The organism is Streptomyces sp. YPW6, assembly GCF_018866325.1.
Taxonomy (GTDB): domain Bacteria; phylum Actinomycetota; class Actinomycetes; order Streptomycetales; family Streptomycetaceae; genus Streptomyces.
In genome coordinates, this window is record NZ_CP076457.1 from 4624765 (window position 1) to 4637834 (window position 13070).

General features: G+C 73.1%; 10 protein-coding genes. 8 read left to right on the plus strand and 2 right to left on the minus strand.

Going from position 1 to position 13070, the window contains the following annotated elements:
• Window positions 1-124 precede the first annotated feature (124 nt).
• Window positions 125-3595, minus strand: a complete 3471-nt coding sequence (locus KME66_RS20565) for a S41 family peptidase (protein WP_216324609.1) — start codon at window positions 3593-3595, stop codon at window positions 125-127.
• Window positions 3596-3765: 170 nt separating this feature from the next.
• Between KME66_RS20565 and KME66_RS20570 the strand changes: the two genes are divergently transcribed.
• Both KME66_RS20570 and KME66_RS20575 read left to right on the plus strand, forming a co-directional pair.
• Window positions 3766-4338 (plus strand): TetR/AcrR family transcriptional regulator, encoded by a 573-nt coding sequence (locus KME66_RS20570; protein WP_073225249.1) that lies wholly within the window; start codon window positions 3766-3768, stop codon window positions 4336-4338.
• Between the two features lie 160 nt (window positions 4339-4498).
• Window positions 4499-6727: an MMPL family transporter gene (locus tag KME66_RS20575; RefSeq protein WP_216324612.1), complete on the plus strand. Its 2229-nt coding sequence runs from the start codon at window positions 4499-4501 to the stop codon at window positions 6725-6727.
• Window positions 6728-7047: 320 nt separating this feature from the next.
• On the opposite strand, the gene KME66_RS20580 is transcribed toward KME66_RS20575, so the two are convergent.
• Window positions 7048-7542 carry an SsgA family sporulation/cell division regulator gene (locus KME66_RS20580; protein ID WP_073225254.1) on the minus strand — a complete coding sequence of 165 codons (495 nt, stop codon included), beginning with the start codon at window positions 7540-7542 and terminating at the stop codon, window positions 7048-7050.
• Window positions 7543-7773: 231 nt separating this feature from the next.
• Here KME66_RS20580 and KME66_RS20585 point away from each other — a divergent pair, with 231 nt between their 5' ends.
• The 6 genes from KME66_RS20585 to KME66_RS20610 all read left to right on the plus strand — a co-directional run bounded on the left by KME66_RS20585 (window position 7774) and on the right by KME66_RS20610 (window position 13031).
• Window positions 7774-8847, plus strand: a complete 1074-nt coding sequence (locus KME66_RS20585) for an energy-coupling factor ABC transporter permease (protein WP_216324615.1) — start codon at window positions 7774-7776, stop codon at window positions 8845-8847.
• 1 nt (window position 8848) lies between these two features.
• Window positions 8849-9610 carry a cobalt ECF transporter T component CbiQ gene (gene cbiQ, locus KME66_RS20590; RefSeq protein ID WP_073225259.1) on the plus strand — a complete coding sequence of 254 codons (762 nt, stop codon included), beginning with the start codon at window positions 8849-8851 and terminating at the stop codon, window positions 9608-9610.
• Window positions 9598-10401, plus strand: a complete 804-nt coding sequence (locus KME66_RS20595; protein WP_178379101.1) for an energy-coupling factor ABC transporter ATP-binding protein — start codon at window positions 9598-9600, stop codon at window positions 10399-10401. Before cbiQ ends, KME66_RS20595 begins: the two co-directional genes overlap by 13 nt.
• Before the next feature lie 172 nt (window positions 10402-10573).
• Window positions 10574-11737 carry a serine hydrolase domain-containing protein gene (locus KME66_RS20600; protein WP_216329510.1) on the plus strand — a complete coding sequence of 388 codons (1164 nt, stop codon included), beginning with the start codon at window positions 10574-10576 and terminating at the stop codon, window positions 11735-11737.
• Complete coding sequence (locus KME66_RS20605; protein WP_216324619.1) at window positions 11734-12519, plus strand: SDR family NAD(P)-dependent oxidoreductase; 786 nt, start codon at window positions 11734-11736, stop codon at window positions 12517-12519. Before KME66_RS20600 ends, KME66_RS20605 begins: the two co-directional genes overlap by 4 nt.
• Window positions 12520-12560: 41 nt before the next feature.
• Window positions 12561-13031, plus strand: a complete 471-nt coding sequence (locus KME66_RS20610) for a GNAT family N-acetyltransferase (RefSeq protein WP_216324622.1) — start codon at window positions 12561-12563, stop codon at window positions 13029-13031.
• Window positions 13032-13070 lie beyond the last annotated feature (39 nt).

Sequence of the window (13070 nt, forward strand, 5' to 3'; positions counted from 1 at the left end):
TCTCCCTCGTACGTGGCCAGCCCCTCCCATCGTGTCCGCCGCCCGCGGACGGGCGCCCGCCCGGCGCGCCCGGACGGGTGCCCGTTCCGCGCGCACGGGGGACGGAGGGCTGGTCGACCGCCCGTCACCTCGGCGGCAGCGGCGGCCTGCGCAGGTCCGGGACCGTGTCGTACGAGGGCGGCGTCGCCGCCGGGTGGGCCGCCAGCAGGTCCAGCGCCAGGCGGACCGCGTCGTCCAGGACCGCGTACCGCCCCTCCGCCCAGTCCAGCGGGGTGCGCAGTGCCTCCACGTCCGGCTCCACCCCGTGGTTCTCCACCGACCAGCCGTACGTGTCGAACCAGGCGGCGTTCATCGGGACCGTGATCGACGTGCCGTCCCCCAGCCGGTGGCGGCCGGTCATGCCGACCACGCCGCCCCAGGTGCGCTGGCCCACCACGGGGCCGAGCTTCAGCAGCCGGAACGCCGCGGTGATCATGTCGCCGTCCGAGGACGTGGCCTCGTCGGCCAGGGCGACGACCGGGCCGCGCGGAGCGTTGGAGGCGTAGCTGACCGCCTGCGCGTCACGGGTCAGGTCCCAGCCGAGGATCGTGCGGGTGAGCTTCTCCACGACGAGCTCGCTGATGTGGCCGCCGGCGTTGCCCCGTACGTCCACGATGAGCGCGGGCCGGGCCACCTCCAGGCGCAGGTCCCGGTTGAACTGGGCCCAGCCCGAGCCGCCCAGGTCCGGGATGTGCAGATAGCCGCACTTTCCGCCGCTCAACTCCCGTACCACGTCACGGCGTTTGGCGACCCAGTCCTGGTAGCGCAGCGGGCGTTCGTCGACCAGCGGCATGATCGCCACCCGGCGGGAGGGGCCGCCGCCCGCCGGGGAGAAGGTCAGTTCCACCGTCGTGCCGCCCGCCGCCGTCAGCAGCGGGTACGGGCCCGCCACCGGGTCCACCGGCCGGCCGTCGACATGGGTGAGGACCGCGCCCTCCCTGATCCCCGTACCGGCCAGCGGTGAACGCGCCTTGGAGTCCGAGGACTCGCCGGGGAGGATGCGCTGGACCGTCCACGCCCCGTCCCGGCAGACCAGGTTGGCGCCCAGCAGGCCGATCGCCCGCTGGTAGTGCGGCGGGCCCTCGTTGCGGCGGGCGGGGGAGACGTACGCGTGCGAGGTCCCCAGCTCGCCCAGCACCTCGCGCAGCAGGTCCGCGAACTCGTCCGGAGAGGCGACCCGTTCGACCAGGGGGCGGTACTGGTCCAGCACCCCGTCCCAGTCGATGCCGCACATGTCCGGTTCCCAGAAGTAGTCCCGGATGATCCGGCCCGCTTCCCCGTACGCCTGCCGCCACTCCGCCCCCGGGTCGACCTCGTGCAGGATGCGGCGCAGGTCGAGGTAGACCGTGGAGTCGCCGTCGCCGGGCTCGGTTGCGGGGACGGCGCGCAGGTCGCCGTCGTCCATCACCACCAGCCGCGAGGAGTCGCCGCTGACCGCGAACCAGTCCAGGTGGTCGACCAGTTCGGTCCTGCGGGCCTTCGCGATGCTGAAGTGCTCCAGGGTGGGCCGCCCCGACATGTCGGCCGGGTTCGCGAACGTCTCGCCCAGCGCCCCGGAGATCGGCCAGCGCAGCCACACCAGACCGCCCCCGCTCACCGGGGCGAGCGCCGAGTACTTGGACGCGGAGACCGGGAACGGCGTCACCCGGCTCTCCAGCCCCTCGAACTCCACCATCACCGTGGACCCCTCGCCCGTACCCCCGTCCGGCACGTCCACCGGGTCCAGGCCGCCCGCCGCCGGGCGGCCGTCCGGGGAGAGCGCGAAGGGGGACGGGGTCGCGGAGGAGAGCGGGACCAGATAGGGGCGGCAGCCGAGCGGGAAGGACAGGTCGCCGGTGTGCACGTCGTACACCGGGTCGAAGCCGCGCCAGGACAGGAACGCGAGATAGCGGCCGTCCTCGGTGAAGACCGGGTTCTCGTCCTCGAAGCGGCCGTTGGTGACGTCCACGATCGCCGGGGCGCCGGGGCCGGAGATCCGGGCCAGCTTGATCTGCCGCAGCGAGCGGCCGACGCCCGGGTGCGACCAGGTGAGCCAGTCGCCGTCGGGGGAGAAGGCCAGGTCGCGTACCGGGCCGTTGACCGAGCGGATCAGCTCGGTGAGCCCGGGGTGCTCGTCGACCGGAACGGCGCTGTCCGGGGCCGCCGCGCCGGTGGCCGCGTGCAGGTCGGCGCGGGTCGAGCCGCTGGGGGGCTTCGGCGCTGCCGGAGGGGGCTCCGGCGCGGTCCCGGCGGGCTCCGCCGGGCTTGAGGGGGGCTCCGCAGTGCCTGAGGCGGGCTGCACTGCGCTGGAGGGCGGCTCCGCCTCTCCCTCGCCCGTGTCCAGGAGCAGCAGGCGGCCGTCGTTCGAGGCGATGGCCAGACGCTGCCCGTCCGGGTCGGCGACCATCTCCTGGACCCGGCCCAGCAGCCCGGAGGCCAGTCTGCGCGGCGGGCGGTCGCCGCTGGCGCGCGGCAGATAGGCGATCTCGACCGCGTCGGGTCCGTCCGCGTCGGTGACGTAGGCGACCTGTCCGCCGCTGCCGAGCATCTCCGGCAGCCGCACGCGCACGCCCGGGGTGTCGGCGATGGTGCGGGCGGGGCCGTCGCGGTGGGTGAGCCAGTAGAGGCTGCCGCGTACGGTGACGGCACTGGCCCGGCCGGTCTCGTCGACGGAGAGCGAGTCGACGTTGCTGGCGGCGGGCACCTGGTGGACGCGCCGGCCGGTGCGCGGGCCCCCGAGGCGCACCTCCAGCTTGCGCGGGGTGGCCCCGGGCGATTCCAGGTCCTCGGCCAGCCACAGCTCGCCCGCGCACTGGTAGATCACCCGGTGCCCGTCGCTGGAGGCGTTGCGGGCGTAGAAGGCGTCGTGGTCGGTGTGGCGGCGCAGGTCGGTGCCGTCCGCCCGGCAGGAGTACAGGTTGCCGACGCCCTCGTGGTCGGAGAGGAACGCGATGCGGCGGCCGACGAACATCGGGTTGGCGAGGTGCCCGTCGATGTCCGGGAGCAGCCGCTCGCCGTGCAGCCACAGGCGGCCCGTGGCCCCGCCCCGGTAGCGCTTCCAGGCGGCGGGTTCGTGCGGGGGAGTGCCGGTGAGCAGCAGGGTGCGGCGCTCGCCGTCGATGTCGGCGACGGCGATGTCGGAGACCGGGCCCCAGGGAAGTCTGCCTCCGGGGCTGCCGTCGGTGGGGACGCTGTAGGCCCAGGAGAAGTAGGAGAACGGCTGGTTGTGCGAGGAGACGGCGAGGATCTGGCAGGCCTCGCCCGGGTCGGGGCTCCAGCCGCAGACCCGGGCGTCCGTCGAACCCCAGTAGGTGAGCCGGCGCGCCGGGCCGCCGTCCACCGGGGCGAGGTGGATCTCGGGGTCCAGGGTCCGCCAGGTCGTGTAGGCGATGGCGGTGCCGTCGGGCGAGAAGCGGGGGTGGCTGACCCGGGTCCGGTCGACGGTCACCCGCCAGGCGCGTCCGGGCCGGTGCCCCGGCGCGGCGAGGGGGGCGACCCACAGGTCGTCCTCGGCCGCGAAGCACAGCAAGTCCTGGTGGAGGTGCGGGAAACGGAGATACGCGACGTCGTCACTCACCCCCCAATGTTTTCGGTGCGCGGAGCCCGGGGCAACTTGTGGTGCAGGACACAAGCGAAACGATTTCGTTTCGCTGGGAGGTGGGGGTACGGTTCAGGTGTACGAAACAGTTTCGTTCGATGGTGAACGGAACGCTGGACCGGTGACAGGCAGGCGAAGGAGGTCGGCACATGGCACGCACCAGGCTGACCCCCGAGCGTGAGGGCGAGCTGTACGAGGCCGTCCTCGATCTGCTCCGCGAGGTCGGTTACGACGCCCTGACCATGGACGCCGTCGCCGCCCGCACCCGTTCGAGCAAGGCCACTCTCTACCGCCAGTGGGGCTCCAAGCCCGAGCTGGTCGTGAAGGCGCTGCGGCACAACAAGCCCGGGAGCCTTTCGGACATCGACACCGGTTCGCTGCGCGGTGACTTCCATGCCGCGCTGAGCCGGACCGACGACTGCCAGATGGAGAAGGACGCCGCGCTGATGCGGGGTCTGAGCCATGCCGTCCACGAGAACCCCGAGCTGCTCCAGGCCCTGCGCGACCTGCTGATCGAACCGGAGATGACCGGCCTCGACCAGCTGCTGCAACGGGCGGTGGACCGGGGCGAGCTGCGTCCGGACAATCCGGCGCTGAAGTACATCCCGCACATGCTGGTCGGCGCGCTGGCCGCCCGGCAGCTGATCGAGGACCGCCCGCTCGACCAGGCGTTCCTCACCGATTACGTGGACTCCGTGATTCTCCCCGCTCTCGGCGTCTGACGTCCCCGCACCACCTGCCCGTACGGCTCGTCCCCGCGTACGGCACGTCCCGCCCGCACGGCCCTCTCCCCGAAGCTCCACCTGACGCGCCGCTCTCGTCGTCGGGCTGGTCCCTCACGCCCAATTTCCACTCATACGACCTGACCGGGAGTACGCCCCCGTGGCCACTTTCCTCTACAAGCTCGGACGGCTCACCTTCCGCCGCCGCGGCTTCGTCGCCCTGATCTGGCTGGCGTTGCTGGCGGTGGCCGTCATCGGTGCGGCCACCGCGTCCACCGCCACCTCCAGTTCCTTCTCGATCCCCGGTACGGAGGCGCAGCGCGCCTTCGACCTGCTGGAAGAGCGCAACCCCGGAAACAGCGCCGACGGCGCGACCGCCCGGGTCGTCTTCAAGGCGCCCGAGGGCGAGAAGGTGACCGACGCCGAGAACAAGCGCGAGATCACCGGCATCGTCAAGAAGCTGGAGTCCGGATCGGAGCAGGTCGCTTCGGTCGCCGACCCGTTCCAGCAGAAGGCGGTGAGCCAGGACGGTTCGACCGCGTACATCTCGGTCTCCTACCAGGTCAACTCCATGGAGCTGACCGACGGGACCCGGGACGCCCTGGAGGACGTGGGCAAGGACGCGCAGAAGAGCGGCATGAAGGTGGAGATCGGCGGTGACGCCCTCCAGGTCATGCCGCACACCGGGGCCGCGGAGATCATCGGTGTCATCATCGCCGCGATCGTCCTCGTCATCACCTTCGGGTCGCTGGTCGCCGCCGGGCTGCCGCTGCTGACCGCACTCATCGGGGTCGGCATCGGGGTCTCGACGATCACCGCGCTGGCCAACGTGCTGGATCTCGGCACGACCACCTCGACCCTCGCCATGATGATCGGCCTCGCGGTCGGCATCGACTACGCCCTGTTCATCGTCTCCCGCTACCGCGCCGAACTGGCCGAGGGCCGGGAGCGCGAGGAAGCCGCCGGGCGCGCGGTCGGCACCGCCGGGTCCGCCGTCGTCTTCGCCGGGCTCACCGTGGTCATCGCTCTGGTGGGCCTCGCCGTCGTCAACATCCCGATGCTGACGAAGATGGGCTTCGCCGCCGCCGGAACGGTCGCGATCGCCGTCGTCATCGCCCTCACCCTCGTCCCGGCCCTGCTGGGCTTCGCGGGGAAGCGGGTCATGGGCCGCAAGGCCCGTAAGGCCGCCGAGGCGGAGAAGAGCCCCGAGGCCAAGCCGAACATGGGCACCCGCTGGGCGCGGTTCGTGCTGCGCAGGCCGGTCTGGGTCATGCTCGTCGGCGTCCTCGGCCTCGGCATCGTCGCCGTACCGGCCGCCTCGCTGGAGATGGGTCTGCCCGACGACGGCGCCCAGCCGAAGTCGACCACGCAGCGCCAGGCGTACGACATGCTCTCGGACGGCTTCGGCCCCGGGTTCAACGGTCCGCTGATGGTCGTCGTCGACACGAAGGACAGCTCCGACGGCAAGGCCGCCGCCGAGCGGGTCTCCGAGGAGATCGAGTCCGTCGGCGTCGCCGCCGTCACCCCGGCCCAGTTCAACAAGGCCGGCGACACCGCGATGATCACGGTCATCCCGAAGGACCGGCCCTCCTCCCACGCCACGGAGGAGGTCGTCCACGACATCCGTGACGCGGGCGAGGCCATCAAGGCCGACACCGGCGCCGAGGTCCTGGTCACGGGCGCCACCGCGATGAACATCGACTTCTCGCAGAAGATGAACGACGCGCTGCTGCCCTACCTGGCGCTCGTCGTCGGCCTCGCCTTCCTGCTGCTGATGCTGGTCTTCCGCTCGATCCTCGTCCCGCTGAAGGCGGCCCTGGGCTTCCTGCTGTCGGTGGTCGCGGCCCTCGGCGCGGTCGTCGCGGTCTTCCAGTGGGGCTGGCTCGGCTCGCTCTTCGGCGTCGAGCAGACCGGCCCGATCATGAGCATGATGCCGATCTTCATGGTCGGTGTGGTCTTCGGTCTCGCGATGGACTACGAGGTCTTCCTCGTCACCCGGATGCGCGAGGCGTACGTCCACGGCGAGACCCCGGGCCAGGCCATCGTGACCGGCTTCAAGCACGGCGCACGGGTGGTCACGGCCGCCGCGGTGATCATGATGGCGGTCTTCGCCGGCTTCATCGGCTCCAGCGAGCAGATGATCAAGATGATCGGCTTCTCGCTCGCCATCGCCGTCCTCTTCGACGCCTTCGTGGTGCGCATGGCCATCGTGCCCGCCGTCCTGGCCCTGCTCGGCCGGAAGGCCTGGTGGCTGCCGCGCTGGCTGGACCGGGCGCTGCCCAACGTGGACGTGGAGGGCGAGAAGCTGCACCAGCAGCTGGCGGACGAGCCCGGTTCCGCGGGCTCCGGTGACGGTGGCGAGGGTGAGCGGGAGCTCGTCCGCGTCTGACCCGTCCGGACGGTGAGACTCCGGGGTCCGCGTCTGAGCGGAGCGCGGCCCCGGAAGCGCCGGTCACCTGTGGGGACGGGGGCCGGGGCGCAGCGAAGGCCCCCGTGCGAACGGCACGGGGGCCTTCCGCGCTGAGCGCTCCCCGCGGGCGGCTGCCCGCGCTCCTGGGCCGCTGGGCCCGGTGGGCCCGCTGGGCCGCCCGGCTGCTCGGCGCGCCCCGCCGCTCGCGCGAGGGTGCCGCCGGGGCGACCTCCAAGCTCAGCCGAGTGCCGAGTGCCGAGTGCCGAGTGCCGGGGCCTGGTGCTCCCGGGCGCGGGTCCTCAGCCGAGTGCCGGGCGCGCGTCCTCGGCCGCGGGCCGGCTGGGCGCGCCCTCCTGCCCGGCGCCCCGGTCGGAGCGGGGCGTGCGGGACGGCGGCTCGGAGCGGGGCGTGCGCGTCGTGCGGGACGGCGGCCGGGGTTCGCGGTCCGCGTCCGCTGCCGCCGCCGGTGTCTGCGCCCGGGTGCGGGCGAGGAAGCGCATCAGGGTCCGGATCTCGAACTGGAACACCTCGACCCCGTCCGTCGAATGCAGCTCCACGATCAGCTGCGTCCGCCCGCACGGCCAGACGCGGACGGCGCCGCGCTCGATCGGCGTGCGGAGGCCGCGCTCCAGGAGGTCGCGGCCGAACGACCAGTCGGTGCCGTCGGGCAGCCCGATGTGGACGGTGCGCCGCTCATCGGCCGGGTCGTAGCGCAGGTCGACGGGGACCGGGCGGGTGAGGGGGCCGTCGGTGATGAGCCGGGCGCGTGCGTGTTCTTCGATCACAGGGGACATGGGCCGGCTCCTCCTCTATGTGTCGCTCTGTCATCCAATGTCCCATATTTCACGGAAGTGGCACGGTGAGAGTCCACGGTGACCGTGGGTACATCTCAGCTGCCGGACTTCCTCTCTTGCGTACTATTCGCAACAGAGCACTATTATTGATGGGTTCATGACCCCGCCCGCAGGTCCGTGCCCGAGCGGACGCGGACACGTCGCGGAACCGCAGGAAGCGGAGTCTCTGTCATGCATGTACCCGATGGATTCATCGACGCACCCGTCTCCGTCGCCGCCGGAGCGTTCGCGGTCGGCGCGGTCGCCGTCAGCCTGCGCGGCGCACGCCGCGAACTGAACGAGCGCACCGCCCCGCTCGCCGGCCTCGTGGCCGCCTTCGTCTTCGCCGTGCAGATGCTCAACTTCCCGGTGGCCGCCGGCACCAGCGGCCACCTGATGGGAGGGGCGCTCGCCGCGATCCTTGTCGGCCCCTGGACCGCCGTGCTGTGCCTGTCCGTGGTGCTCCTGCTCCAGGGCATCTTCTTCGCCGACGGCGGGCTCACCGCGCTCGGTGTGAACATCACCGTCATGGGCGTGGTCACCGTCATCGTCGCGTACGGGGTGTTCCGCCTGCTCACCGGTCTCCTGCCGCGCACCCGCCGGTCCGCGACCGCCTCGGCGTTCGCCGCCGCGCTCGTCTCCGTACCGGCGGCGGCCGCCGCGTTCACGCTGCTCTACTGGACCGGCGGCACCACCGACATCCCGATCGGCAAGGTCTTCACGGCCATGGTCGGTGTCCACGTCCTCATCGGCATCGGCGAAGGCGTCATCACCGCCCTGACGGTCGGTGCGGTCCTGGCCGTACGCCCCGACCTCGTCCACGGCGTCCGGGGCGGCCTCGCCGCCCCGCTGAAGCTCCGGGTCGACGGTGAACTGGTCGACGCGCCCGCCGCCACCCGCGACCCCGAGCCCGCCGCCCCGCACCGGTCCGCCCGTGGCTTCCTCGTCACCGGGCTGGTCTCGGCGTTCCTGCTGGCCGGGTTCGTCTCCTTCTACGCCTCCGCCGACCCGGACGGCCTGGAGCGGGTCGCCGCCGACCAGGGATTCGACGAGAAGGCGGAGGAGCACGGGGCCGCCGACTCCCCGCTCGCCGACTACGGCGTCGGCGACATCGCGAACGCCCGGCTCTCCGGCGGCCTCGCCGGGGTGATCGGCGTCAGCGCCACCGTCGTCGTGGGCACCGGGGTGTTCTGGGTGATCCGCCGCCGCGAGGACGAGCGGAACGACACACCGCGCGACCGGTCGCGCGACAACGAGAGCGTCTGACATGGGTGCGGGCCACGCCCACAAGCTCTACCGGCACGGGCACTCGCCGGTCCACGGCCTGCCCCCGCACTGCAAGCTCGTCGCGGTCTTCTGCTTCGTGCTCGTGGTCGTCTGTACCCCGCGCGAGGCGATGTGGGCCTTCGGACTGTACGCGGCGCTGCTGGCCGCGGTCGCCGCCGTCGCCCGGATCCCGGCCGGCTTCCTGCTGAAACGGCTCGTCGTCGAGGTGCCGTTCGTCGTGTTCGCCCTGCTCATGCCGTTCGTGGTGCCAGGCGAGCAGACGAGCGTCCTCGGAGTCTCCGTCAGCGTCCCCGGCCTCTGGGGCGCGTGGAACGTGCTGGCCAAGGCCACCCTCGGCGTCGCCGCCTCGGTGCTCCTCGCCTCCACCACCGAACTGCGCGCCGTCCTGCTCGGCCTCCAGCGCCTGCGGCTGCCGCCGCTGCTCGTGCAGATCGCCTCCTTCATGATCCGGTACGGGGACGTCGTGACCGACGAGATGCGGCGCATGGCCATCGCCCGCCGCTCCCGGGGCTTCGAGGCGCGCGGCGTTCGCCAGTGGCGGGTGCTCGCCGCTTCGGCGGGGGCCCTGTTCATCCGCTCCTACGAACGCGGCGAACGCGTCCACCTCGCCATGGTGAGCCGGGGGTACACGGGCACGATGCCGGTGATCGACGAGGTGACGGCGGACCGGGCCCAATGGGCGTACGCGGCGACGCTCCCCGTCCTCGCGCTCGCCGTCTGTCTGCTGGGATGGACCCTGTGACCCCTGCCATGGAAGACGCCGCGCCGCCCACCCCGCCGACCGCCCCGTCGCTCGACGTCAGCGGCCTCGCCTACGCCTACCCCGACGGCCACCAGGCCCTCTTCGGGGTGAACCTGACCGTCGGACGCGGCGAGCGCGTCGCGCTGCTCGGCCCCAACGGCGCCGGCAAGACCACGCTCGTCCTGCATCTCAACGGCATCCTGGAAGCGGGCTCCGGCACGGTCCGCGTCGCGGGCCTCCCGGTGGCCAAGCGGAATCTGGCCGAGATCCGCCGCCGGGTCGGCATCGTGTTCCAGGACCCGGACGACCAGCTGTTCATGCCCACCGTCCGCGAGGACGTCGCCTTCGGGCCCGCCTCCGCCGGAGTGCGCGGACCGGAGCTGGAGGAACGCGTGCTGCGGGCGCTGAAGCAGGTCGGCATGGAGGAGTACGCGGCCCGCCCGCCGCACCACCTCTCCTTCGGGCAGCGCCGCCGCGTCGCCGTGGCCACCGTCCTGGCGATGGACCCGGAGATCCTCGTCCTGGACGAACCCTCGTCCAACCTGGACCCGGCCTCCCGGCGCGAACTGGCCGACATCCTCCGCTCCTTGGACGTCACGGTGCTGATGGTCACCCACGATCTGCCGTACGCCCTGGAGCTCTGCCCGCGCGCGGTCGTCCTCAGCGAGGGCGTCATCGCCGCCGACGGCCGTACGCAGGACCTCCTGCGCGACGAGGAGCTGATGCGCTCCCACCGGCTGGAGCTGCCCTTCGGCTTCGACCCGGGAGCCGTCGACGTTCCAGCGCCGTGAACGGATGGTGACAGCCCGGTGGTCACGCGGACCCGCTCCCCGAACACCCCGCCGGGGCGTGCACCATGGGGGGATGAGCGGGAACGCGGCAGTGAGCACGACGGGTACGGGAGCGGAAGCGGAATCCGGCACGGCGGCAGCCGTCACCATGGGCGCGGACGAGGCCTCCACCGTGGACGTACGGGGCACGGTGGCCCCCGGCTACGAACCGGTCGCGGACGCCTTCGTCCGCAACTTCGAGCAGCGCGGCGAGCGCGGCGCGGCCGTCGCCGTCTACCGCGACGGCCGCAAGGTCGTCGACCTCTGGGCCGGTACGAGAGACGTCGACGGCAGCGAACCGTGGGCCGTCGACACCGTCCAGATCGTCCGCTCCGCCGGCAAGGGCATCGCCGCCGCCGTCCCGCTGCTGCTCCACCAGCGCGGGCAGGTGGACCTGGACGCCCCGGTCTCCACCTACTGGCCGGAGTTCAAGGCGAGCGGCAAGGAACGCGTCCTCGTCCGCGACCTCCTCGCCCACCGCGCAGGGGTCCCGGCCCTGGACCGCCCCCTCACCCCGGCCGAGGCCGCCGACGGGGCCATGGGCCCGGCGGCCGTGGCGGCGCAGCGCCCGCAGTGGGAGCCCGGCACCGACCACGGCTACCACGCCCAGACCTACAGCTGGCTGATCGGCGAACTGGTCCGCCGCGCCACCGGGCGCACCATCGGCCGCTGGATCGCCGAGGAGATCGCCCGCCCGCTCGGCCTCGACTTCTGGTTCGGGCTCCCCGCCGACGAGGCCCACCGCATCGGCCGCATCGGCCCCGTGGAGCCCCCGGCCGCGGCCGCCGCGTCGGGGGCCCTGCGGGTCCGCCCCAAGCGCTCCGTCGTCGAGGCCTACCGCGACCCGGAGTCGCTCACCCGGCGGGCGTTCGGCGCGATCGACCCCTTTCCCGACGAGAACGACCCCGCCTACCGCGCGGCCGAACTCCCCGCGTCGGGCGGCATCGCGACCGCCCGGGGCCTGGCCCGCTGCTACGCCGCGATGATCGGCCCGGTCGACGGCCACCGCCTGTTCGCCCCCGCCACGCTCACCCTGGCCCGCACGGAGGAGTCGGCCGGCCCGGACCGGGTCCTGGTCGTCAACACCCGTTTCGGGCTCGGCTACATGCTGCACGGCCCGGCCTCCCCGCTGCTGGGCCCCGGTTCCTTCGGCCACCCGGGGCGCGGCGGATCCCTGGGCTTCGCCGACCCCGAATCCGGCGTCGCGCTCGGCTATGTCACCAACGGCCTCCAGAAGGGAGTCACCGCCGACCCCCGTGCCCAGGCCTTGGTCAGGGCAGTACGGTCGGCGCTATGACACCACCCCGTTTTGATGGTCACAGCGTCCTGATCACCGCCGCCGGCCAGGGCATCGGCGCGGCAACGGCCCACCGCCTGGCGGCGGAAGGGGCCTCGGTCCTCGTCACCGACCTGGACGCGCGGCGCGCGTCCGGCACGGCGGCGGCGATACGCGAGGCGGGCGGCACCGCCGCGTCCCTCGCCTGCGACGTGGCCGACCGGACGGCGGTGGAGGCGGCCGTGGCGTACGCGGTCGAGACCTTCGGCCGGCTCGACGTCCTGGTCAACAACGCGTACGCGGCGAGCGAGGACGCCGCGCTCTTCGAGGACGAGCCGGACGAGACGTGGGAACGCGACCTGGACATCACGCTCTCCGGCCCGTTCCGCTGCGCCCGGGCCGCCCTGCCGCACCTGGTCGCCTCGGGCCGGGGTGCGATCGTCACCATCGGCTCGGTCAACGGCGAACAGGACTTCGGCGGCCACGCGTACAGCGCCGCGAAGGCGGGCCTGGCCAGCCTGACCCGCACCCTGGCGGGCCACGCGGGCCCGCGCGGCGTCCGGGTCAACCTGGTCGCCCCCGGCACCATCCGCACCGACGCCTGGGCGGGCCGCGACGCGGAGTTGGAGCGTGCGGCGGCCCTCTACCCCCTGGGCAGGGTCGGCGCCCCCGAGGACATCGCGTCCGCCGTCGCCTTCCTCGCCTCCGCCGACGCGGCCTGGATCACGGGCACGACGCTGCGCGTGGACGGCGGGATCCTCGCGGTGAACACCGGCTTCCGGCAGGCGATGGCACAGCCGTAAACCCGCTGTCCGCGCCGGTCCGGGCGGGCTACCCTGCGCGGATGATCAACCACGGACACACCGACAGAAGCGGCCGTCCCGTCACCCTCCACGCCGTGGACGCGGACAACTGGCGGGCGGTCGCCGACTGCGCACCCCGCGACGACCAGCGCGACTGGGTCCCGGCCCTGGCCGCCCGCTACCTCGTCCTGAGCAGCCGCGAGGACACCTGGAACTCCCTGGCGGTCCTCGCGGGCGGCGAGGTGGCCGGCCACATCATGTGGGGCCGGGACGAGGACGGTTCGCACTGGATCGGCGGCATGCTGATCGACGCCGCCCACCAGGGCACGGGCATCGGCCGCGCAGCCGTGCACACCCTGGCCGACTGGCTCGCCGCCCGCGAGGACGGCACCGCCGTACGTCTCTCGTACGCCCCGGAGAACGAGGCGGCCGCGCGTCTGTACACGGCGCTCGGCTTCCGGCCCACGGGGGCGGAGGAGGACGGGGAGATCGTGGCGGAGCGGGAGAAGTAGAAGCAGGGGCGGGCTGAGGGGCAGGGAGGCACCTGCTCC